Origin of the sequence: Delftia sp. WSY_7 (genome assembly GCF_043104845.1) — a bacterium.
Classification (GTDB): Bacteria; Pseudomonadota; Gammaproteobacteria; order Burkholderiales; family Burkholderiaceae_C; genus Comamonas; species Comamonas tsuruhatensis.
The window spans coordinates 491,360-513,250 of record NZ_JBICLB010000034.1 but is presented as its reverse complement, the minus strand read 5'-3'; the positions used below and the strand labels follow the sequence as shown (position 1 = coordinate 513,250).

At 67.9% G+C, this 21,891-nt stretch carries 17 protein-coding genes; 11 read left to right on the top strand and 6 right to left on the bottom strand.

The features are described from left to right. The first annotated feature begins 204 nt into the window (after positions 1-204). Both ACF8ME_RS17115 and ACF8ME_RS17110 read left to right on the top strand, forming a co-directional pair. Positions 205-2,430 (top strand): TonB-dependent receptor, encoded by a 2,226-nt coding sequence (locus ACF8ME_RS17115; RefSeq protein ID WP_392417522.1) that lies wholly within the window; start codon positions 205-207, stop codon positions 2,428-2,430. Between the two features lie 133 nt (positions 2,431-2,563). Beyond that, positions 2,564-3,244 carry a Fe2+-dependent dioxygenase gene (locus ACF8ME_RS17110; RefSeq protein ID WP_017407189.1) on the top strand — a complete coding sequence of 227 codons (681 nt, stop codon included), beginning with the start codon at positions 2,564-2,566 and terminating at the stop codon, positions 3,242-3,244. A 24-nt stretch (positions 3,245-3,268) separates the two neighbouring features. Here ACF8ME_RS17110 and ACF8ME_RS17105 read toward each other — a convergent pair whose 3' ends face one another. The 4 genes from ACF8ME_RS17105 to ACF8ME_RS17090 all read right to left on the bottom strand — a co-directional run bounded on the left by ACF8ME_RS17105 (position 3,269) and on the right by ACF8ME_RS17090 (position 9,076). Next, positions 3,269-5,680: a TonB-dependent siderophore receptor gene (locus ACF8ME_RS17105; RefSeq protein ID WP_392417518.1), complete on the bottom strand. Its 2,412-nt coding sequence runs from the start codon at positions 5,678-5,680 to the stop codon at positions 3,269-3,271. A gap of 118 nt (positions 5,681-5,798) precedes the next feature. Beyond that, positions 5,799-6,869 carry a FecR domain-containing protein gene (locus ACF8ME_RS17100; protein WP_392417516.1) on the bottom strand — a complete coding sequence of 357 codons (1,071 nt, stop codon included), beginning with the start codon at positions 6,867-6,869 and terminating at the stop codon, positions 5,799-5,801. Continuing rightward, a complete protein-coding gene (locus ACF8ME_RS17095) occupies positions 6,869-7,366 on the bottom strand; it encodes a sigma-70 family RNA polymerase sigma factor (protein WP_392417513.1) in 498 nt (165 codons plus the stop codon). Before ACF8ME_RS17095 ends, ACF8ME_RS17100 begins: the two co-directional genes overlap by 1 nt. 195 nt (positions 7,367-7,561) lie before the next feature. Beyond that, complete coding sequence (locus ACF8ME_RS17090; RefSeq protein ID WP_392417511.1) at positions 7,562-9,076, bottom strand: pseudouridine synthase; 1,515 nt, start codon at positions 9,074-9,076, stop codon at positions 7,562-7,564. Between the two features lie 548 nt (positions 9,077-9,624). Between ACF8ME_RS17090 and ACF8ME_RS17085 the strand changes: the two genes are divergently transcribed. Further along, positions 9,625-10,164 carry a hypothetical protein gene (locus ACF8ME_RS17085; protein ID WP_074920645.1) on the top strand — a complete coding sequence of 180 codons (540 nt, stop codon included), beginning with the start codon at positions 9,625-9,627 and terminating at the stop codon, positions 10,162-10,164. Positions 10,165-10,181: 17 nt separating this feature from the next. Here ACF8ME_RS17085 and ACF8ME_RS17080 read toward each other — a convergent pair whose 3' ends face one another. Further along, the gene (locus tag ACF8ME_RS17080) at positions 10,182-11,048 is read right to left on the bottom strand and encodes an IclR family transcriptional regulator (RefSeq protein ID WP_392417507.1); all 867 of its coding nucleotides are present in this window, start codon (positions 11,046-11,048) and stop codon (positions 10,182-10,184) included. 57 nt (positions 11,049-11,105) lie between these two features. Here ACF8ME_RS17080 and ACF8ME_RS17075 point away from each other — a divergent pair, with 57 nt between their 5' ends. The 3 genes from ACF8ME_RS17075 to ACF8ME_RS17065 are packed head-to-tail and all read left to right on the top strand — an operon-like array spanning position 11,106 to position 14,487. Next, positions 11,106-12,275, top strand: coding sequence for an acyl-CoA dehydrogenase family protein (locus ACF8ME_RS17075; protein WP_392417504.1), 1,170 nt, complete (start codon positions 11,106-11,108; stop codon positions 12,273-12,275). A 14-nt stretch (positions 12,276-12,289) separates the two neighbouring features. Beyond that, positions 12,290-13,279: a Bug family tripartite tricarboxylate transporter substrate binding protein gene (locus ACF8ME_RS17070; RefSeq protein WP_392417502.1), complete on the top strand. Its 990-nt coding sequence runs from the start codon at positions 12,290-12,292 to the stop codon at positions 13,277-13,279. Next, complete coding sequence (locus ACF8ME_RS17065; protein ID WP_392417499.1) at positions 13,279-14,487, top strand: CaiB/BaiF CoA transferase family protein; 1,209 nt, start codon at positions 13,279-13,281, stop codon at positions 14,485-14,487. Before ACF8ME_RS17070 ends, ACF8ME_RS17065 begins: the two co-directional genes overlap by 1 nt. A 28-nt stretch (positions 14,488-14,515) precedes the next feature. Here ACF8ME_RS17065 and ACF8ME_RS17060 read toward each other — a convergent pair whose 3' ends face one another. Further along, complete coding sequence (locus ACF8ME_RS17060) at positions 14,516-15,244, bottom strand: Crp/Fnr family transcriptional regulator (RefSeq protein WP_016446592.1); 729 nt, start codon at positions 15,242-15,244, stop codon at positions 14,516-14,518. A gap of 320 nt (positions 15,245-15,564) precedes the next feature. Between ACF8ME_RS17060 and ACF8ME_RS17055 the strand changes: the two genes are divergently transcribed. The 5 genes from ACF8ME_RS17055 to ACF8ME_RS17035 all read left to right on the top strand — a co-directional run bounded on the left by ACF8ME_RS17055 (position 15,565) and on the right by ACF8ME_RS17035 (position 21,878). Beyond that, positions 15,565-17,502, top strand: a complete 1,938-nt coding sequence (locus tag ACF8ME_RS17055; protein ID WP_017405426.1) for a long-chain fatty acid--CoA ligase — start codon at positions 15,565-15,567, stop codon at positions 17,500-17,502. A 14-nt stretch (positions 17,503-17,516) separates the two neighbouring features. Then, a complete protein-coding gene (locus ACF8ME_RS17050; RefSeq protein WP_013804350.1) occupies positions 17,517-18,302 on the top strand; it encodes an ABC transporter ATP-binding protein in 786 nt (261 codons plus the stop codon). Positions 18,303-18,312: 10 nt separating this feature from the next. Beyond that, entirely contained in the window at positions 18,313-19,242 is a 930-nt protein-coding gene (locus ACF8ME_RS17045; RefSeq protein WP_016446594.1) for a branched-chain amino acid ABC transporter permease, read from the top strand. Positions 19,243-19,266: 24 nt separating this feature from the next. Then, entirely contained in the window at positions 19,267-20,331 is a 1,065-nt protein-coding gene (locus ACF8ME_RS17040) for a branched-chain amino acid ABC transporter permease (protein WP_016446595.1), read from the top strand. Between the two features lie 230 nt (positions 20,332-20,561). Further along, positions 20,562-21,878, top strand: a complete 1,317-nt coding sequence (locus tag ACF8ME_RS17035; RefSeq protein ID WP_016446596.1) for an ABC transporter substrate-binding protein — start codon at positions 20,562-20,564, stop codon at positions 21,876-21,878. Positions 21,879-21,891 lie beyond the last annotated feature (13 nt).

The following is a 21,891-nucleotide window of genomic DNA, read 5'->3' as shown; positions in this document are numbered from 1 at the left end:
ACCCCGGCGGCTGGCGACAGCCGCTTTTTTTTCGTCCGGCAGCAGCCGCGTTTTCATTGGACCTTTGGTGAAACACGGTTTTCGTTTGTTGCATGGCGGCAACGCGAAGGACTTTTACCCAGGGCAAACAGGCCAACTTTACGAAGCAGAAACCGAACACTAGTGATTCGCAATAACAATCCGCGGGCTTTCATCGGAGTGAACATGAGCAAAATCCAACAAATCCTCCCCCCCGCGAACCTCACCCAGCTGGCCCTTGCCGCTGCCCTGTGCCTTGCTGGCACCCCGGCCTTTGCGCAGGCCAGCACCACGCTGGGCACCGTGAACGTGACGTCTTCGACCGAAGCGCCCGTCAAGACCGACAACGCCTCCTCGGCCAAGTTCACGGCCCCGCTGGTGGACACGCCCAAGACGGTGCAGGTCATCAACGAGGAAATCATCAAGCAGACCGGCGCGACCAGCCTGCAGGAAGCCCTGCGGTCCACGCCCGGCATCACCTTCGGCAACGGCGAAGGCGGCAACCCCTCGGGTGACCAGCCCTTCATCCGCGGCATGGATGCCCAGGCCAGCACCTTCGTGGACGGCATGCGCGACATCGCGGCCGGTACGCGCGAAGTGTTCAACCTGGAATCGGTGGAGGTCATCAAGGGTGCCGATTCGGCCTATGCAGGCCGTGGCGGCGCTGGCGGCTCCATCAACCTGGTGACCAAGAAGGCCAGGAACGAGAACTTCATCAGCGGCGACGTGGGCCTGGGCACGGACAGCTACCGGCGCGCCACCATCGACGCCAACCGCGTGCTGGGCGAAGGCGTGGGCCTGCGCCTGAACGCCATGGTGCACGACGCCGACGTTCCCGGCCGCAGCGGCCCCGAGAACAAGCGCTGGGGCATCGCCCCCACGGTGACCTTCGGCATGGGCACGCCCACCGAGGTCTCGCTGTCCTGGCAGCACCTGCAGACCGACAACATTCCCGATGGCGGCGTGCCCTACCTGTACACCAGCACGGCGGCCGCCGGCCTGCCCGGCGGCAGCGTGGTGCGTCCCACCTACGGCAGCAACCGCGACAACTGGTATGGCCTGACCAGCCGCGACTACGAGAAGGAAAAGAGCGACCTGTTCACGGCCACCGTGGAGCACAAGTTCACCGACACGAACAAGTTCCGCAACAGCCTGCGCTACAGCAAGTCCGAACAGGACTACCTGTGGACCCAGCCCGACGACAGCAAGGGCAATGTCATCAACGGCTATGTGTTCCGCCGCGGCAATGCGCGCGTGGCCGACATCAAGACGCTGCAGAACCTGTCGGAATTCACGGGCAAGGCACAGACCGGCAGCGTGGGCCACAGCTACGCCTTCGGCCTGGAGCTGTCCAAGGAAAAGGCCGAGTCCCGCACCGCCGCGCTGCAGACCACCAACACCACCTGCACGGCCGCCAGCCTGTGGTGCGCCTCGCTGAACAACCCGGACAGCAGCCCGCTGTGGAACCTGCCCGTGACCCTGGGCGACCCCAGCCACAACAAGATCGACACCGTGGCGCTGTACGGCTTCGACACGCTCAAGTTCAACGACCGGTGGCTGCTCAACGCCGGCCTGCGCATGGACCACTACAAGCTCAGCGCCTCCGGCCCCGCCGGCCGCAACACGCCGGCCTATGACCTGAGCCGTTCGGACACGCTTTTCAACTACCAGCTGGGCCTGGTCTACAAGCCGGCCACCAACGGCAGCATCTACGCCAGTCTCGGCACCTCCTCGCGCCCCGGCGGCTCCATGCTGGGCAACGGCAACGAGGACCTGGGCATCTCCACCGACCAGCTGGCCAACCTGGCGCCCGAGAAGACCCGCTCGCTCGAGCTGGGCACCAAGTGGGACCTGATGGAAAAGCGCCTGGCGCTGACCGCCGCGCTGTTCCGCAACGACGTGACCAATGCGCGCATCACCGAAAACGGCGTCACCTACATGGGCGGCAACAAGGTGGTCAACGGCGTGGAGCTGGGCTTCACGGGCAGCGTGCTGCCGGGCCTGAGCGTCTTCGGCGGCTACACCTACATGGACAGCGAGCAGAAGAACGCAGGCGCAGGCAACGTGGCCAACGGCCAGCCCTTCCCCAACACGCCCAAGCACAGCTTCAGCCTGTGGACCAGCTACAAGCCCATGGCCAAGCTGACCGTGGGCCTGGGCATCTATGCCCAGAGCAGCGTAAACCAGAGCTACATCCGCTCCACCGTGGATGGCGGCATCGTCACCAAGGGCGCCAGCGGCTATGCGCGCTACGACGCCATGGTGGCCTACCAGATCGACCGCAACCTGACCGTGCAGCTGAACCTGTACAACCTGGGCGACAAGGTCTACTACAGCGGCGTGCGTTCGCCCCACTACGCGACCATGGCGGCAGGCCGCTCGGCCGTGGCCTCGCTCAAGTGGACGTACTGATCTGCTGATCGCCCCGGGCGAACGCGCAGCGGCTTGACGCTGCGCAGATCACCGCAAAGCCCCGCAGGCCATCGCCGCCTGCGGGGCTTTTTTGCGGGACACTCATTGATTCCGCCCCTGAGGACCGCCTGCCATGATGCTCCGCATACCCGCCCTGCTCAGCCCCGACGAAGTGCGCCAGTGCCGCCAGGCGCTGGAGCAGGCCCCGTGGCAGGACGGCCGCGCCACGGCCGGCCCCCTGGCGGCCCAGGTCAAGGCCAACCTGCAGCTGCCGCTGGACAGCCAGGCCGGCCAGGCGATAGGCAACCTCATCCTCGACAGGCTGGGGGCCAGCGCGCTGTTCATGTCGGCCACGCTGCCGCTGAAGGTGCTGCCGCCGCGCTTCAACCGCTACGAAGGCGGCGGCACCTATGGCAACCACATAGACAACGCCATCTTCACCATCCCCGGCACGGCCATCAAGGTGCGCAGCGATGTCTCCACCACCGTTTTCCTCAGCGAGCCCGACGAATACGAAGGCGGCGAACTGGTCGTGGAAGACACCTTCGGCCACCAGAGCGTGAAGCTGGCCGCAGGCGACGCCATCGTCTACCCCGGCACCAGCCTGCACCGCGTCAACCCCGTCACGCGCGGCACGCGCTACGCCAGCTTCTTCTGGACCCACAGCCTCGTGGCCTCGGACGAGCAGCGCCGCCTCCTGTTCGACCTGGACCAGCAGATCCAGCAGTTGACGCTGCGCCACCCGGGCGACCCCGCCCTATCCGCGCTGTCCGGCACGTACCACAACCTGTTGCGGATGTGGTCGCAGGCCTAGTGGCACAGCCGCCAGGCAGCCGCATCAGAACCTGTAGCGGGCCGTGACCAGCACATTGCGCGGATCTCCATACACGCCCGTGCCGTACGAACCCAGGCCCGGCATATAGGTCTTGTCGAACAGGTTGTTGACGTTCAGCGTCACCGACCACTGGCGGTCCACGTCGTAGCGCGCCATCAGGCCCACCAGCGCATAGGCACGCTGGTCGGCGCGCGCGTAGGGAGCGGCGGACTGCTGGTAGTAGGTCAGGCTCTGCCAGGCCAGCGACCCACCCACGGTCCACTGCGGGTTGAGACGGTAGCTGGTGCTGAGCTTGAACAGGTGGCGCGGCTGGTTCGTGTTGACCGCGCTGAGGATCACGTCGGGCTGGGCCGGCGCACGCGAAGTGCGGTAGGTGTAGCCGCCGTAGATGTTCCAGGCCGGCGTGATGCTGCCCGACACCTCCATCTCCACGCCCTTGCTGGTCACGCCGTCGATGGCCGCATAGACCTCTTCCCCGGATTGCGGGTTGGCGCTGACGTACTGCGCGGCATTGCGCTGCTGGATGTGGAACAGCGCCAGCGAGGCGTTGAGCCGGCCGTCCAGGAACTCGCCCTTGACGCCCACTTCGCGGCTGCGGCCCGTGAGCGGCGGAAGCGGGCTGCCGGCAGCGTCCTTGTAGTAGGTCTGCGGATTGAAGATATCGGTCTGGCTGGCGTACAGCGACAGCTGGCGGTTCAGGTCATACACCACGCCCGCATAGGGCACGGTCTTGTGCGCCACGCGCAGCGCGTTGTTCACGACGTAGCTTCCGCTCAGGCCCGTGGTGTCGTCCAGCATGTCGTACCAGCTCACGCGCGCACCCAGGATCACCGACAGATCGTCCGTGGGCCGCAGGCGCGCGGCGCCGAAGACACCCTTTTCCACGATGCGCGTCATGCGGTGGTTGCGCAGCTGGAAATCGGGCCGGGGCACCTGGCCGTCCCACTCGAAGTAGTTGCCCACGGGGCCGTAGGCATTGCTGTAGCCGGGCGCATGGCGGCGCTGGCGCGACCAGCTGGCGCCGAACGACAGCTCATGCTCGCGCCCGAACAGCTGCAACGGCCCGGACAGCGCCGCATTCACGGCCTGCGTGGTGGCATCGGTGGGAATCTTGTTGGACAGCATGTTGATGCCCAGGCCGCTGACCGGGTCCACCATGCCGTGGGCTGCCACGCCGACCTCCACGTCGCGCGACTGGCGCAGCCGGCTGGCAGACAGGTCCATCTTCCAGCCATTGCCGAAGCTGTGCTTGAGTTCGGCAAACACGTTGGTGCTGTCGTTGTCCCAGTACGACCAGCGCGCCGCAGGGTTGAGCGAGGTGGGGAAGTGCGTGCGGCTGCCATCCTTGAAGAACAGCGGGATGTGGCCGAAGCTGGCCCCGTCGGCGCGCGTCTGCATGTGGTCAATGCCCAGGCTGGCCACGGTGCCCGGGCCCAGGTCGGCCTCGATGATACCGTACAGGCTGCGCACGTTGCGGCTGTAGTCGTCCACATGGGACCTGGCGTTCTGCGCCACGGCCACCACGCGGGCGCGCACGCGGCCGTCTTCGGTCAACGGCGCGGAGATGTCGCCCACGCCGCGCAACCGGTCATGGCTGCCGATGGCCGCCTCGGCCGAGGCCTGGAAGGTCTTGGTGGGCCGCTTGCGCACCAGATTGACCACGGCCGACGGATAGCCCGCGCCCGTGAGCAGGCCTGTGGCGCCCTTGACCACCTCCACGCGGTCATAGATGGCGCTGTCGGCCAGCGAGGTCGTGTACTGGTTGGCCGAGTCCATGGTGTTGGGCACGCCGTCGAACTGGAAATTCTCGATGGCATAGCCGCGCGAGTAGAAGGTGGTGCGCTCGCTGTCGTTGCGGCCCACGGTGATGCCGGGCGTCTTCTCCAGCACCTCGGGCAGGCTGGTCAGGCCCTGGTCGTCCATGAGCTGGCGCGTGACCACGCTGACCGACTGCGGCGTCTCGCGCTGCGACAGGCCCAGCCGTGTGGCCGTGCTGGACTGGCGCGTGGCGTAGGAGCCCGTGCCTTCGGAGACCGCGCTGCGCTCGGCAGCGGCCGTCACGTTGACCGTGGCCAGCGTGGCACCGGCGGCCGCCACGGGCGCCACCTGCTCCACGCGCCGCAGCGCATAGCCGCCGCCGGCCTGGCGCACGGCCTGCCAGGCGGTGCCGGCCAGCAGCGCCTCGAAGGCGCCCTCCACCGTATAGCTGCCGCGCAGGCCCGCGCTGCGCTGTCCGGCCGTCTGCTCGGCCGTGAAGATCAGGGCCACGCCGGCCTGGGCGGCCGTGCTGCGCAAGGCGGCATCCAGCGGGCCGGCAGCGACGTCATAGCTGCGCTGGGCCTGGGCCAGCACGGCGGCGGGCATGAGCGCGATGGCCAGCGCCAGCGCGGGGCGGGGCATGAAAAGGGGTTGCATGGTCCTGGGTTCTCCCTGTGTTCCGATGTCGAAAATCAAAGCTCTCGGAAACAAGGAAGCGCGGCGCGGGAAATCGGGTCACCCCCGGCGCAAAAAAAGCGAAAAGGAAGAAAGAGCCTCAGCCGCGCACCTGCGCAGGCTCCACCACCACCCACCAGCGCGTGCGCCAGCGCAGTTGCACGGGCAGCGCACCGGGCAGCATGGCCAGCACGGCGTCCGTGCCATCGATGCCGCCTTCGTCCAGCGGGAACACGCCTGAGAACCGCAGCCCGGCCACGGCCGGATCGGCGTGCAGCCAGCCGGGGCGGTAGCGGTTGAGCTCGGCCAGGAAGTCGTCCAGGCGCTGGTTGTCCACCCACAATTGGCCCCGGCTCCAGGCGTCATCCGCAGGGCCGGCCGGCTGCACCGTGCCCCAGCCCGTGCGCGTGAAGTCCATGGCCTCGCCCGCCTGCAGGCGCCGTGCGGATGCGCCTGTGCCGGCCGGGCGCAGCTCCACGGCGCCCTCGAACACCGCCACGCGCGCACCTGCCTGGCTGCTGCGCACCATGAAGCGCGTGCCCAGGGCGCGCACGCGGCCGTGGGCGGTCTCCACCACAAAGGGCAGATCGCCCAGCGCACCTGCGGGATGACCGGTGGTGAACAGCGCCTCGCCGGCCAGCAGGCGCAGCCGGCGCTCGCTGCCGTCGAACTGCAAAGCCACGGCGCTGCCGGGGCCCAGCAGCATGTCCGTGCCGTCGGGCAGGCTCCAGCGGCGGCGCTGCGTGCCGGTGGAGTAGTCGGCCGCTATCTGCTGCCACTGCGGCGTGCGGCTGGCCAGCCAGCCCGCGCCCGCCGCCGTGCCCATCCCCGCGAACAGGCCCAGCAGGCGCCGCCGCGCAGCCCGGGGAGCAGCGGACAGGCCGCGATAGCCCGCGCCACCGGGATTGAGCCCCGTCAGCGCGCCCGTGACGGCCTGCAGATGGGCCCAGGCGCGGCCATGGTCGGCGTCTTCATCGAGCCAGCGCTGCCAGCGCGCCCGGTCGGCGGCCGAGGCCTGGCCCGATTGCAGCAGCGCAAACCAGCCGGCCGCCGCCCGCGCCACGCCGGCCGGCAAGGGCCGGCCCAGCGCCTGGGGCGCCTGGATACTGCTGCCGGGTAGCGGCGTGGCGCTGGACAGGCGCCGAGGATCGGAAGGAGGCACCGGCGCCATCAGGACAGCGCCAGCACGAAGCAGCGCTCATAGCCCTGGGCCAGGTAGCGCTTGACGCTGGTCATGGACACGCCCAGGCGCGTGGCGATGTCCGCATAGCTCAGGCCTTCGAGGTTGGCCAGCAGGAAGGCCTCGCGCACCTTGGGCGCCAGCGCGTCCAGCGCCTGGTCCACGGCCTGCAGTGATTCGAGCGCGATCAGCCGCTCCTCGGGCGAGGGAGCCAGCTCGGCCGGCAGCAGGGCCAGGGTGTCGAGATAGGCGCGCTCCAGCAGCCGGCGCCGGTGCTGGCGGATCACAAGATGGCGAGCCACGGTGGCCAGAAAGGGGCGCGGCTGCTCGATGCGGCCGGCCATGCCCGAGGTGATCACGTTGACGAAAGTGTCGTGCGCGATATCGGAAGCCTCGAACACATTGCCCAGCCTTTGGCGCAGCCAGCCTTGCAGCCAGCCGTGGTGTTCGACATAGAGGGTGTGTACAGGATCGGCCGGTGCGCGCATGAAAAGACGGACGCGCCCCGGACTGGCGTGCCGCAGCGCTGAAGCTCGTTTGAGAATGGTTCGCATTCTAAACACGAGCTCAAAACCGTCGCTGCCCAAATCAGGGGCACCGAGGAAGGGCCGTCCCGCACCGAGGGTGCCGTCCCCCTCCCGCGAAGCGAGAGAGGGGGAAGCGGCGCAGCCGCTCAGGGGGTGCTAAAAATTCTCGTGTGCACCCAGATAGCGCCACTGGCCCACAGGCAGATTGCCCAGCGTCACGCGGCCGATGCGGATGCGCTTGAGGCCCACCACGCGCAGGCCCACCAGTTCGCACATGCGGCGGATCTGGCGCTTCTTGCCTTCGGTCAGCACGAAGCGCAGCTGCTCGGGGTTCTGCCAGTCCACCTTGGCGGGCTTGAGTGCCTCGCCGTCCAGCGACAGGCCATGGCACAGGCGTGCCAGCTGCTCGGCCGGGAACACGGATTGCACGTCGATGTCGCGGTCGCCGTAGGTCACGCGTACCAGGTACTCCTTGTCCATCTCCGAGTCTTCGCCAATGATCTGGCGCGCCACGCGGCCATCCTGGGTCATGACCAGCAGGCCCACGGAGTCGATGTCCAGCCGGCCGCAGGGCGCCAGGCCCTTGAGCTGCGCGAAGTTGAAGCGCGTGCGGCTGGTGTCCTGGTTCCAGTGGTTCTGGGGAGTGACCAGGACCACGGCGGGCTCGTGGCCATCCTCGGCCTGTCCGCTGACGTAGCCCATGGGCTTGTGGATCAGGATGGTGACCTGCTGGTCCTGGCGGTCACGTGCCTCGCGCTCGACCGTGATGCGGTCGGCGGCCACCACGTTCTGGCCCATGACGGCGAGTTCGCCGTTGACGCGGACCCAGCCCTTGTCCACCCACTCGTCGGCCTCGCGGCGCGAGCACAGGCCCATGTCGGCCAGGCGCTTGTTGATGCGCACGGCGCCCGGAACCTGCTCCTGCACGGGCGCGGGGGCACGCTTGACGGGAATCTCGCGGCTGGCGCCACCGTCGGCGGGACGGTAGGTGCGGATGCCGCTGAGCGGACGGTAGGCGGGTTCGGCCTGGGCCGGCGCATCGCGGCGCGGGCCGCGGGCGTCATCACGGCGGGGACCCCGGGCGTCGTCACGGGGGCGATCACGGAAGCCGCCCTCCCGGGGGCCGTCACGTTGCCCATCACGCGGACGCTCGTCGCGCTGGCCATAGGGCCGGTCGCGGCGATCATCCGGGCGGGGCGGACGCGGGGGACGGGAGTCGCGCATGTCGCCCGCATGGCGCGTGTCACGCGCATCACGGGGATCGCGCTGCTCGCGCGGGGCACGGTTTTCGCCGCCGCCATGGCCACGCCAGTCGCCACGCGGCTGGGAACGGTCCAGGTCCTCGGCACGGCCGAAACCGCTGCTGCGCGGGCGCTGATCACGGGCGTCGCCGCGGGGCGCCGCATCACGGGCATCGCCGCGAGGGCCTGCGTCACGGCGGTCGGAGCGCTCGTAGCGTTCATTGCGCCCGCCGCGTTCATTGCGGTCGTTGCGGTCGTTGCGCGGGCCGCGTGCGCCCGCAGATCTGCCTGCGCCACCAGAGGGGCGGCGGGCATCGCCAGCCGGCTCGGCCTGTGGCTTTTCGGGGCGGCGCAGCACAGGGCGCGCGGAGGGCGCGGCCGCCTCGTCGGCGCCGGGCCGGGACGGTTTGGAAGAAGTAGGGGATGACATTAGGCCGCCATTGTCGCGCGGCACGGCCTGCAGCGGCAGCGCCCTGCGGCCAATACGGGCATTGCGCTCGGCTATCGGCCCCGCGCTGCCCCGGCCTGCCGGGCCCCCTGCGCGGCCCCGCAGCGAAGCGCCTGCACGAAGGACGGCACACCCGTTGTGCGAGCCCGATTCCCGTCCATGGCAATGCACCTGGCCCCCAGGCCCATCCCATTCGCTGCATCCGGCGCGATATGCATATTCATATGAATCCCCAATGAAAGATGGATCAGGTTGAATCAACTCGCCACGAAAATTCGCCATCCGGCCAATGAGGAAATAACAGCCCATGGCATTGAATATGTAAAAAACTGTATTTCTCACGAGCGCATTCATTCATTTTCCATTGCAAACCAATCCATTGGGCTTGCCATTTCCCATGTATCTCCCCATAGAATGGCGCCCGTCCAGAGACAGGGGCCCTCTTTCGAGACAACAGCCCTGCGCGCAGCGCCCGCTGCGGCATCCAGACCATCACGCCCGGAATCCCGCCTCATTCAACAAGGAAAACCATGAGCGATACACCCAACCTATTGAATTCCATGCCCTTGAAAGAACAATTCAAGGCGCTGCTCATCACCAAAATGGACTTGACGGGAATCGAGTGGTCCGATATGGAGACCGCCATCGGCCCGAATGCCGACAAATACCGTCCGCTGTGGGAGCGCATGGTCGGCGGGAAAAAGGGATTCTTCGCCGCACTCAGTCCCTGCTGGACGGCCATTCCCTTCATGGGCGTGTCCTGGGCCATTGCCCGCCGCGTCTACGCCTATGCCGTGGTGGCCTTCATCACCCTGTTGATCATCAACCTGCTGATGCCCGGCACGGGCGGCGCGGGCCGCGTGCTCGGCATCGCGGTGGCCATCTCGTTCACGGTCAAGCGCACCTACCTGCAGTGGCTGGTCACGCGCATACAGCAGATCAACCAGAGGGGCCTGGTGGGCGCTGCGCGCGAAGAGGCGCTGCGCCAGATCGGTGGCCTGGACCAGAAGAACGGCTGGATCTCCTTCGGCGTGCTGCTGGCCATCGGCATCGTGCTGGCCGCCTTCTGAAGCGCCAGGCCCGCAGATCAGCGGTCCACGGGCAGCCGGTCGCACAGGGCCACCAACTGCGCCAACTGGGGGCCCACATCCCGGATCAGCGTGCGGGCCGGCATGCGCAGGCCCGGCACGGCGCAGTTGAACAGCAGCCGGCGAGACCCGTAGCGGATGCGGGAGGCCGCGCCCACCGCGCACACGCCCAGGCCGGAGTCGCCCATGTTGACCGCGAAGCCCCGGGCGGCATAGTGCGCCAGGCTTTCGCTGGCGTTGTCCCTGCAGCGCGCGTATTCCTCGGGCCGCTGGCTGCGCACGCGGTCCAGGAAGCGCTGCAGTTCCCCGGCATCGAGCTGGGCAAGCCCTGCCCGGCCCATGGCCGTTTCCAGCACGCCGCGAACCGCGCCCACGCCGGGGCGCTTGAGCGTGCCGCCTTCCCAGGCGCAGGTGTCCAGGTAGACCACATCCAGGTCCATGACCACGCCCACCGATACCGCCCCCTTCACGCGGTCGGCCAGGGCCTGCATGGGCAGGCGCAAAGGCCCCAGCAGCGGCGTGTTGATCACATAGGGGTATCCCAGGGCGACGGCGGCCGGGCCGACGAAGTAGCGGTCCAGCCGCTCGTCATGGTCCAGGTAGCCCATGGTCTGCAGGCTGCGGCACAGCCTGGACACGGTAGGGCGCGGCAGGCCCAGGCGGCGGGCCAGCTCGCTGTTGGCATGCGGGCGCGGGTCGCTGACGAAGCACTGCAGGATCATCAGCCCCTTGGCCAGCGTGCCCGCGAAATACGGGTCCTGCTCGCGGATGCGGCAGACATCCTGCGAGTCCTTGGGTTGGTGGGCAATGGGGGTGTGGGGCACGTAGCGATTGTGCGGACCACGGCCGCAAAGCCGCAACTGCATTTCAATATTTGAAACTGCATTGCAGCCCTGGTGCCCGCGCTTCCTACAGTGCGGCCCATGAGCCAAGCCCCCACCCCCCAACCCGCCGACGCCCGCCTGCAGGCGTTGATTGCAGACATCCGCCATTTCGTGCGCCACCGCTGGCATCCGCTCGAAGAGCAGATCGAGCGCGACGACAGCATTCCGCCCGCCGTGGTCCAGGAGCTGCGCGACAAGGGCTATTTCGGCTGGAGCATTCCCCAGGCCCATGGCGGCCTGGGCCTGAGCACCGAGGAGCTGGTGCGCTGCGCCTTCGAGCTGTCCCAGGCCTCGGTGGCGCTGCGGGCCCGCGTGGGCACCAACACCGGCATTGGCTCGGAAGCCCTCGTGGCCGACGGCACCGAGGCGCAAAAGCAGCGCTGGCTGCCGCGCATGGCGCGCGGCGAGCTCACGGGTTGCCTGGCGCTGACCGAGCCGGACGCGGGCTCGGAGGCAAGCAACATCCAGACAACGGCGCGCCGCGAGGGCGACCACTATGTGCTCAACGGCAGCAAGCGCTTCATCACCAATGCGCCGCTGGCCGATGTGTTCACCGTCATCGCCCGCACCGGCGAAGGCAGCACGGGCAGCGAGGGGCTGACGGCCTTCTTCGTGGAACGCTCGCCGGGCCTGGTGACAGGCCAGCCCTATCGCAAGATGGGCCAGGCGGGCTCGCCCGTGTCCGACGTGCATTTCCAGGACTGCCGCGTGCCGGCCGACCAGATCATCGGCGGGCGCGAGGGCCAGGGCTTCAAGACCGTGATGAAGGTGCTCAACAAGCAGCGCCTGCACCTGGCAGCGCTGTGCACGGGGCCGGCGATCCGCATGCTGGACCTGGCGCTGGCCCATGTGCGCCAGCGCGAGCAGTTCGGCCAGCCGGTGGCGAACTTCCAGCTGGTGCAGGCCATGCTGGCCGACAGCCGCACCGAGATCTTCGCGGCCCAATCCATGATCCTGGAGGCCGCCCGCGCCCGCGACCGGGGCGAGGACGTGGCGCTGTCCGCCTCCATGTGCAAGTACTTCGCCTCCGAGATGTGCGGCCGCGTGGCCGACCGCGCCGTGCAGATGTTCGGCGGCGCGGGCTATGTGGCCGACTTCAGCCCCATCGAGCGCTACTTCCGCGACGTGCGCCTGTTCCGCCTCTACGAAGGCACCAGCCAGATCCACCAGCTCAACATCGCCAAGCTCATGCTGCGCGAGAGCGCCTGACACCGGAGGCCCCCATGACACGCTCCCTCACCTCGAAGCACCTGGCCAACCTGGGCCTGCTGGCCGCGCTGTGTGCCTGCGCGCAGGCTGCCCAAGCGGCACAGACGGCCCAAGCGGCTTTTCCCGATCGGCCCGTGCGCGTGATCGTTCCCTTTCCCGCAGGCGGCAGCACCGACCTCGTGGCCCGAGCGCTGTCGGTGGAACTGGGCAAGGCCCTGGGCCAGCCGGTGGTGGTGGAGAACAAGCCGGGCGCGGGCAGCCTGGTCGGCTCGGAACTCGTGGCCCGCGCCGCGCCCGACGGCTACACCCTGCTCATGGCAGGCCTGAGCAATGTCTTCCTGCCCCATGTGCACGCCAACCTCAAGTGGAATCCGCTGACCGACTACGAGTACATCGGCCTGGTGGCGGACCTGCCCAACGTCATCGCCGTCAACGCCAAGACCCCCTACCGCACGCTGGCCGAACTGGTGGCGGCCGACAAGGCCAGGCCCGGCACACTGTCCTTCGGCACGGCCACGCCCTCGCACCTGGTCTGCGAGATGGTCAACCACCGGCTCGGCACCAAGATGCAGCACCTGCCCTACAAGGGCAACGCCCCGGCCGTCAACGACCTCATGGCCGGCCACATCCCGGTGATGTGCAACAACCTGGGCGGCACCCTGCCCTACATGCAGGGCGGGCAGATCCGCATCCTGGCGCAGACCGGCAAGAGCCGCTCGCCCGCAGCGCCCGACATTCCCACCTTTGCCGAGCTGGGCGTGGCCGGGCTGGACACCGGCCTGTGGGTGGGCCTGGCCGCGCCCAAGGGCACGCCGCAGCAGATCGTGGCCACGCTCAACCAGGCGCTGGCCAAGGCCATGGCCTTGCCCGAGACACGCGACAAGCTGGCGCGCCTGGGTGCCACGCCGCTGCCCACACAGACGGCAGACTTCCACCAGCGCGTGGCCGAAGACCGCCGCGCCTGGGAGCCCGTGCTGAAGAACGTGGACCTGAAAGGCAACTGATGCAGCGCCAAGGCTATCCGCTGGAGGGTGTGCGCATCCTCGACATGGCCACGGTGCTGGCCGCCCCCTTCTCGGCCACCCTGTGCGGCGACCTGGGCGCCGACGTCGTCAAGCTGGAGCTGCCCGGCGGCGGCGACACGCTGCGCAGCCTGGCCCCCGTGCACGACGGCCACGCCGTGTTCTGGAAAACCGCCAACCGGGGCAAGCAGGGCATCTCGCTGGACGTGCGCAAGGCCGAGGGCCGCATGCTGTTCCTGCGGCTGATCGAGGATTTCGACGTGCTGGTGGAGAACTTCCGCACCGGCACGCTGGACCGCTGGGGGCTGGACCTGGCCACCTTGCATGCCCGCAACCCGCGCCTCATCGTGCTGCGCCTGACGGGCTTCGGCCAGACCGGCCCCTATGCGCGCCGGCCGGGCTTTGCGCGCATCTTCGAGGCCATGAGCGGCTTCGCCCACCTCACGGGCGAGGCGGGCGGCCCGCCCCAGCACATGAACTACCCGCTGGGCGATGCCGTGGCCGGCCTGTTCGGCGCCTTCTCCATCGCGGCCGCACTGGCCGAGCGCAACGCGCAGCCGCCTGGCGAACGGCGCGGCGTGGAGATCGACCTGTCGGCCACCGAAGCCATGCTGCGCCTGCTGGACCCGCTGGCGGCCGAGTACCAGCTGGGCGGACAGGCACGCAGCCGCACGGGATCGTGCGCGGGCTACACGGCGCCCTCCAACGTCTACCGCACGCGCGACGGCGCCTGGCTCACCGTGGTCGCCACGGGCGATGCCATCTTCACGCGCCTGTGCCAGGCCATGGACCGCGCCGACCTGGCCGCCGACCCGCGCTTTGCGGACAACGCCGCGCGCATCCGCCACCTGCAGGCGCTGGATGCGCTGATCGTGCAATGGTGCGCAGGCCTGGACTGCACCCAGGCCATGGCCGCGCTGGCCGCGCACGACATTCCGTTCAGCAAGGTCTGTTCGGCCCAGGACGTGCTGCAGGACCCGCATTTCGCGGCACGCGGCAGCTTCATCACCCTGCCCGACCCCGACCTGGGCCCCCTCGCCGCCCCCGCGCCCGTGCCACGCTTCACGGGCCGCCAGGCCCCTTCGCCCCGCAGCGGCCCGGCCACAGGCCAGGACAATGCATGCATCTATGCGGCGTTGGGGCTGGATGCGCAGCAGCAGGAGAGGCTGCGGCGCGAGGGCGTGATCTGAGGCCTCAAGCGGGTGGCAGCGGGCGGCGTCAGGCCGCCCGCCGCGCCGTCGCAAACAGCCCGCTGCGCAGCGCTTCCAGGTCGAGCACGCGCAGGCCGCCGTACTCCACGACGATGGCGTTTTCGCGCTGCAGCACGGACAGCGCCTCGTTGACGCGCTGGCGTGACAGGCCCACCAGGTAGGCCAGCTCCTGCTGGGTGATGCGCAGCACCTCGCCGACGCCGGGATACAGCAGCGGGTGAAAGAGCGCCGCCAGGCTGCGGGCCACGCGCAGGTCGGGGTTGGTGAGGCGGTCGATTTCGCGGGCCGAGATGAACTGGCCCAGGCGCTCGTTGAGCTGGCTCATGACGAAGCGGTTGAAGCCGATGGAGTGGTCCAGCAGCCAGTGGAAGGTGTCGATGGGCAGGCCGGCGACCACGCTTTTTCGGATGGCCTGCACGTTGTAGCGGTAGGGCTCGCGCTTGACGGCCGTGCCCTCGCCGAACCAGCCGCCCGGAGGCAGGCCGGCCAGCGTCATGCTGGCGCCATCGGCGCCATCGGTGTTCATCTTGAGCAGGCCTTCGACCACGCCGAACCAGTAGGTGGGCGCGCGGCCGGTGCGGCAGACGTAGTCGCCGGACTGTGCGTCGCCGACGACCAGCGCCTTGTGCGCGCGCTCGCGCTCGGCGGGCTGGAGCAGGGCCAGCCAGGGAATGCCATCGAGTTCCTCGGGTCGGGGCGCACGGCGGCGCTGGTGCAGTGACAGTTCTTGGCTCATGGAGTCGCGGCGAGGGTGCGCGGATGAATCAACAAAACCACCCAAGCATTGCCCGAGGCCAGTGGCTGGCGTGAGCGGGATTTCCAGAAGGACGGCGACCCGCTGCGAACGGGCTGGAGCGCAAGCCCCCCAACGGGCAATGAGACCGTTTTGGCACCATTTGTTACGGCGCGTTTTCCCGATGATGAGTTTCCCGAAGATTGTCGTCAAACAGACACCACGGCGTCAAAGCCAGTCCTACGATGCAGTCCAAGCCGGTGGGTCTCAGCCTGGGCATTTGCACCACGCGGCCACCATCCACGAACAACCAAGGACATGGAATGACGACCACGTTCCCGCACCTGCTGCTCCAGCATGCTGCCCAGCGCCCACAGGCACCGGCGCTGCGCGAGAAGGAATACGGCATCTGGCAGACCTGGAGCTGGAGCGAGGCCGCGCAGACCGTGCGCCACATGGCCTGCGGCCTGGCGGCGCTGGGCCTGGCACGCGGCCAGAATCTGGCCTTCATCAGCGACAACCGGCCCCATGTCTACATGGGCTTCCTGGCCGTGCAGGCACTGGGCGCCGTGCCGATCCCGCTGTACCAGGACGCGGTGGCGGCCGAGATGCGCTTCGTCATCGAGGATGCCGAGATCGACTTCGCCTTCGCCGAGAACCAGGAGCAGGTGGACAAGCTGCTGGAGGTGCGCGAGAGCGTCCGCGGCCTGGGCCACATCATCTATGACGACCCGCGCGGCCTGCGCCACTACGACCAGCCGGGGCTGATCAGCACCGAGGCGCTGCTGCAAAAGGGCAAGGAATGGGAGGCCGCCCACCCGGGCGCCTGGGATGCCATGCTGGCGGCGCTGTCGCCCGACGACGTGTCCGTCATCCTCTACACCTCGGGCACGACGGGCAAGCCCAAGGGCGTGTGCCAGACCCACCGCAGCTTTGGCGAGTCGGCACGCGGCGGTGTGCAGGTGGACCGCCTGGGCCCTGGCGACAACGTGATCTCCTACCTGCCTCCGGCCTGGGTGGGCGACCACCTGTTTTCCTTCGCGCAGTGGCTGGTGGCGGGCTTCACCATCAACTGCCCGGAGTCGGCCTCGACCGTGTCCATCGACCTGCGCGAGATCGGCCCCAGCTACTACTTCGCGCCGCCGCGCATCTTCGAGGGCATGCTGACTTCGGTGTCCATCCGCATGGAGGATGCCGCGCCGTTCAAGCAGTGGATGTACGGCCGCGCCATGGCCGTGGCGCGGCGCGTGGGATCGGACATCCTGGACGGCAAGAAGGTGGGCGCGCTGGACCGCCTGAAGTACGCGCTGGGCGACCTGTGCATCTACGGCCCGCTGCGCAACGCCATGGGCCTGTCGCGCATCCGCGTGGCCTATACGGCGGGCGCGGCCATCGGGCCCGAGCTGTTCCGCTTCTTCCGCTCCATCGGCATCAATCTCAAGCAGCTCTACGGCCAGACCGAGACCTGCGCCTATGTGTGCATACAGCGCGACGGGCAGGTGGAACTGAGCAGCGTGGGCCAGGCCGCACCGGGCATCGAGCTGAAGATCGCCGACAACGGCGAGGTGCTGCTCAAGGGCGTGTCCGTGCTCAAGGAGTACTACAAGCGCCCCGACGCCACGGCCGAGGTGGTGGATGCCGACGGCTGGTTCCACACGGGCGATGCCGGCGTGATCGACGCCAGCGGCCAGCTGCGCATCATCGACCGCGCCAAGGACGTGGGCAAGACCAGCCGGGGTGCCATGTTCGCGCCCAACTACATCGAGAACAAGCTCAAGTTCTTCCCCCAGATCAAGGAGGCCGTGTGCTTCGGCCACGGTCGCGACCAGGTCTGCGCCTTCATCAACATCGACTACGAGGCCGTGGGCAACTGGGCCGAGCGCCAGGGCCTGCCCTACGGCGGCTATGTGGACCTGGCATCGAAGGCCAAGGTGCTGGAGATGGTGGCCGACTGCGTGGCCCAGGTGAACGCCGACCTGGCCGCCGAAGCCGGCATGGCCGACACGCAGGTGGCGCGCTTCCTGGTGCTGCACAAGGAGCTGGACCCCGACGACGACGAGCTGACCCGCACGCGCAAGGTGCGCCGCGGCTTCATCGCCGACAAGTACGGCGTGCTGGTCGATGCGCTGTACACGGGCAAGCGCGAGCAGTTCATCGAGACCCAGGTCAAGTTCGAGGACGGCCGCACCGGCAGCGTCAGCGCCACGCTGTCCATCATCGATGCCAAAACCCATTCGGTGGCTGCCACCGCCAGGGCCTGACCGGAGCCGCTGACATGACCCACAAGAAGATCGGCGATGTCATCCTCGACATCAAGAACATCAGCCTGCGCTTCGGCGGGGTGAAGGCGCTGACGGACATCTCGTTCGATGTGCGCGAGCACGAGATCCGCTCCATCATCGGCCCCAACGGCGCGGGCAAGAGCTCCATGCTCAACTGCATCAACGGCGTGTACACGCCGTCCGAGGGATCGATCACCTTCCGGGGCAAGACCTTCAGCCACATGAACAGCCGCCAGGTGGCCGAGATGGGCGTGGCGCGCACCTTCCAGAACCTGGCGCTGTTCAAGGGCATGAGCGTGATCGACAACATCATGACCGGCCGCAACCTGCAGATCAAAAGCGGCATCCTGATGCAGGCCCTGCGCCTGGGCCCGGCCCAGCGCGAGGAGATCCGCCACCGCGAGTTCGTCGAGCACATCATCGACTTCCTGGAGATCCAGGCCTACCGCAAGACCCCCGTGGGCCAGCTGCCCTACGGCCTGCAAAAGCGCGTGGATCTGGGCCGCGCCCTGGCCATGCAGCCGCAGGTGCTGCTGCTGGATGAGCCCATGGCCGGCATGAACGTGGAGGAAAAGCAGGACATGTGCCGCTTCATCCTCGATGTCAACGACGAGTTCGGCTCCACCATCGTGCTGATCGAGCACGACATGGGCGTGGTCATGGACATCAGCGACCGCGTCGTGGTGCTGGACTACGGCAAGAAGATCGGCGACGGCGCACCCGACGAGGTGCGCCAGAACGAAGACGTGATCCGCGCTTACCTTGGCACCAGCCATTGAGGGGACTGACATGGGATTTTTTCTGGAAACCTTGTTCGGCGGCCTCATGGTGGGCACGCTGTACGCGCTGATCGCCATCGGCTTCGTGCTGATCTTCAAGGCCTCGGGCGTGTTCAACTTCGCCCAGGGCGCGATGGTGCTGTTCTCGGCCCTGGCCATGGCGCGCTTTTCCGAGTGGATCCCGAAGTGGATCGGCATGGAGCCGGGCTGGTTCACCAACCTGCTGGCCATCTGCGTGTCGCTGGCCATCATGGTGGTCGTGGCCTGGGTGATCGAGCGGCTGGCGCTGCGCCACCTGGTCAACCAGGAGCCCATCACGCTCTTGATGGCCACGCTGGGCATCGCCTACCTGCTCGACGGACTGGGCCCGATGATCTTCGGCAGCGCCGTCTACAGCATCAACGTGGGCATGCCCAAGGACCCCATGTTCATCCTCGACGGCCTGTTCGAGGGCGGCGTGCTGCTGAGCCAGGAAGACCTGTATGCGGCCTGCATCGCCGCGCTGCTGGTGGCCGCGCTCAGCGTGTTCTTCCAGAAGACCAAGACCGGCCGCGCGCTGCGCGCCGTGGCCGACGACCACCAGGCGGCGCAGTCCATCGGCATCCCGCTGTCGCGCATCTGGGTCATCGTCTGGTCGGTGGCCGGCGGCGTGGCCCTGGTGGTGGGCATCATCTGGGGCTCCAAGCTGGGCGTGCAGTACTCGCTGTCGCTGGTGGCCCTGAAGGCCCTGCCCGTGGTGATCCTGGGCGGCCTGACCTCGCTGCCCGGCGCCATCATCGGCGGCCTGATCATCGGCGTGGGCGAGAAGCTCTCCGAGGTCTACCTGGGCCCCATGGTCGGCGGCGGCATCGAGACCTGGTTCGCCTACGGCCTGGCCCTGTGCTTCCTGCTCGTGCGGCCCCAGGGGCTGTTCGGCGACAAGATCATCGACCGCGTCTGAGACCGTATACGGAGAACTTGCACCATGTTTTATCGTGAGAACGGTCAATTCAAGACGACCTACGCATCCGACCAGCAGATCTTCGGCGTCGCCCAGGACCGCTGGGCCATCGTGGCGCTGCTGGCCGTCGCCTTCCTGGTGATTCCCTTCAGCGTCAGCGACTACACCTTCCAGGCCGTGCTGATCCCCTTCCTGATCATGTCGCTGGCGGCGCTGGGGCTGAACATCCTGGTCGGCTACTGCGGCCAGATCTCTCTGGGAACGGGCGCCTTCATGGCCGTGGGCGCCTACGCGGCCTACAACCTGCAGGTGCGCTTCGAGGGCATGCCGCTGCTGGTGGCCCTGATCGGCGGCGGCGTGCTGGCCATGGTCTTCGGCGTGATCTTCGGCCTGCCCAGCCTGCGCATCCGCGGCCTGTACCTGGCCGTGGCCACGCTGGCCGCCCAGTTCTTCGTGGACTGGCTGACCAGCCGCGCCGCCTGGGTGACGAACAACTCCTCCTCGGGCTCGGTGAGCGCAGGCCCGCTGTCCATCATGGGCTGGAAGATCGACACGCCCATGGAAAAGTACCTGCTGTGCCTGGGCATCCTGTGCCTGCTGGGCCTGGCCGCCAAGAACCTGGTGCGCGGCGCCATCGGCCGCGAATGGATGGCCATGCGCGACATGGACGTGGCCGCCAGCGTGATCGGCATCCGCCCGACCTACGCCAAGCTCAGCGCCTTTGCCGTGAGCAGCTTCATCGTCGGCGTGGCCGGCGCGCTGTGGGGCTTCGTACACCTGGGTGCCTGGGAACCTGCGGCCTTCAGCCTGGACCGCTCGCTGCAGCTGCTGTTCATGATCATCATCGGCGGCCTGGGTTCGGTGGTCGGCAGCATCTTCGGCGCGGCCTTCTTCGTCCTGCTGCCGCTGCTGCTCACCCAGGTGCCTCACTGGCTGGGCCTGCCGCTGTCCACGGCCACGGCGACCTACCTGGAGCACATGATCTTCGGTGCGCTGATCGTGTTCTTCCTGATCGTGGAGCCGCACGGACTCGCGAAGCTGTGGGCAACGGCAAGGCAAAAGCTTCGCGTCTGGCCCTTCCCGCATTGATATGACACCCCCTGAGTCGCTTCGCGCCTTCCCCCTCTCTACTCGCTACGCGAGGGAGGGGGACGACACCCTCGGTGCGGGGCGGCCCTTCCTCGGTGTCCCTGACCTGGGGCTCGCCAGTTCCACAGATGGCGCCAGGAAACATGGAATGTTTGATTCTGATCGAGACAGGGCGCCACAGAGTGCCGGATAACCGGGGAATCTTCCCCAGCCAACTAGGAGACAACGTCATGATGTTCAAGAAAGTCGCCATCGCCGCCGCCACCGTCGCAGCCGGAATCGGCGGCCTCGTGGCCGCCCCCGCCGTCCAGGCCCAGGACCAGTTCGTGCCGCTGCTGGTCTACCGCACGGGCCAGTTCGCTCCGCTGGGCATTCCATGGGCCGATGGCAAGCAGGACTACATCAAGCTGGTCAATGCCAAGGGCGGCATCAATGGCGTGAAGATCGCCTACGAGGAATGCGAGACGGCCTACGACACGGCCAAGGGCGTGGAGTGCTATGAGCGCCTGAAGGGCAAGGGCGGCGGCGCGGCGGGCTTCGATCCGCAGTCCACCGGCATCACGTTCGCCGTGACGGACAAGGCGCCCGGCGACAAGATGCCCATCATCACCACGGGCTACGGCCTGTCGCAGTCGGCCGACGGCAAGGTCTTCGAGTGGAACTTCCCGCTGCTGGGCAACTACTGGACGGCGGCCGACTCCATCATCCAGGACATCCTCAAGAAGGAAAAGGGCAGCCTCAAGGGCAAGAAGATCGCCCTGGTCTACCACGACTCGCCCTATGGCAAGGAACCCATTCCGCTGCTGCAAAAGCGCGCCGCCAAGGAAGGCTTCGACCTCACGCTGCTGCCCGTGACGGCGCCCGGCGTGGAGCAGAAGTCCACCTGGCTGCAGATCCGCCAGCAGCGCCCCGACTACGTGCTGCTGTGGTCGGCCGGCGTGATGACGCCCACGGCCGTGCGCGAGGCGCAGGCCACCGGCTACCCGCGCGAGAAGATGTACTCCATCTGGTGGGCCGGCTCGGACCATGACGTGAAGGACATCGGCGCCGGCGCCAAGGGCTACAACACCGTGACCATCCACAACACGGCCGAGCACGACAAGGTGCACGACGAGGTCAAGGCCATGGTCTACGACAAGGGCCAGGGCACGGCCACCGACGCCAAGGAACTGGGCGCCATGGCCCATACGCGCGGCATGGTGATCTCCATGCTGCAGGTGGAGGCCATCCGCACGGCACAGGAAAAATACGGCAAGGGCAAGGTCATGACCTCCGAGCAGGTGCGCTGGGGCCTGGAGAACCTGAACCTCACGCAGGAGCGCCTCAACGAGCTGGGCTTCGGCAAGATCATCCGCCCCGTCAAGACCAGCTGCGACAACCACCTGGGCACCGACTGGTCGCGCATCGCCCAGTGGGATGGCGCCAAGTGGAAGGTGGTCTCCGACTGGTACCAGGCCGACAAGTCCATGGTCGAACCGCTGGTCAAGGAGTACGCGGACAAGTACGCCAAGGAAAAGAACGTAAAAGCTAGAACTTGCACCCCCTGAGGCGCTTGCGCGC

Bases quoted from the DNA above. Each gene is read 5' to 3' on its own strand.
- ACF8ME_RS17080 (WP_392417507.1), bottom strand. From the start codon at position 11,048: ATGCAGTTGCGGCTTTGCGGCCGTGGTCCGCACAATCGCTACGTGCCC.
- ACF8ME_RS17075 (WP_392417504.1), top strand. From the start codon at position 11,106: ATGAGCCAAGCCCCCACCCCCCAACCCGCCGACGCCCGCCTGCAGGCG.
- ACF8ME_RS17110 (WP_017407189.1), top strand. From the start codon at position 2,564: ATGATGCTCCGCATACCCGCCCTGCTCAGCCCCGACGAAGTGCGCCAG.
- ACF8ME_RS17035 (WP_016446596.1), top strand. From the start codon at position 20,562: ATGATGTTCAAGAAAGTCGCCATCGCCGCCGCCACCGTCGCAGCCGGA.
- ACF8ME_RS17095 (WP_392417513.1), bottom strand. From the start codon at position 7,366: ATGCGCGCACCGGCCGATCCTGTACACACCCTCTATGTCGAACACCAC.
- ACF8ME_RS17055 (WP_017405426.1), top strand. From the start codon at position 15,565: ATGACGACCACGTTCCCGCACCTGCTGCTCCAGCATGCTGCCCAGCGC.
- ACF8ME_RS17070 (WP_392417502.1), top strand. From the start codon at position 12,290: ATGACACGCTCCCTCACCTCGAAGCACCTGGCCAACCTGGGCCTGCTG.
- ACF8ME_RS17105 (WP_392417518.1), bottom strand. From the start codon at position 5,680: ATGCAACCCCTTTTCATGCCCCGCCCCGCGCTGGCGCTGGCCATCGCG.
- ACF8ME_RS17060 (WP_016446592.1), bottom strand. From the start codon at position 15,244: ATGAGCCAAGAACTGTCACTGCACCAGCGCCGCCGTGCGCCCCGACCC.
- ACF8ME_RS17050 (WP_013804350.1), top strand. From the start codon at position 17,517: ATGACCCACAAGAAGATCGGCGATGTCATCCTCGACATCAAGAACATC.
- ACF8ME_RS17065 (WP_392417499.1), top strand. From the start codon at position 13,279: ATGCAGCGCCAAGGCTATCCGCTGGAGGGTGTGCGCATCCTCGACATG.
- ACF8ME_RS17115 (WP_392417522.1), top strand. From the start codon at position 205: ATGAGCAAAATCCAACAAATCCTCCCCCCCGCGAACCTCACCCAGCTG.
- ACF8ME_RS17085 (WP_074920645.1), top strand. From the start codon at position 9,625: ATGAGCGATACACCCAACCTATTGAATTCCATGCCCTTGAAAGAACAA.
- ACF8ME_RS17040 (WP_016446595.1), top strand. From the start codon at position 19,267: ATGTTTTATCGTGAGAACGGTCAATTCAAGACGACCTACGCATCCGAC.
- ACF8ME_RS17045 (WP_016446594.1), top strand. From the start codon at position 18,313: ATGGGATTTTTTCTGGAAACCTTGTTCGGCGGCCTCATGGTGGGCACG.
- ACF8ME_RS17090 (WP_392417511.1), bottom strand. From the start codon at position 9,076: ATGTCATCCCCTACTTCTTCCAAACCGTCCCGGCCCGGCGCCGACGAG.
- ACF8ME_RS17100 (WP_392417516.1), bottom strand. From the start codon at position 6,869: ATGGCGCCGGTGCCTCCTTCCGATCCTCGGCGCCTGTCCAGCGCCACG.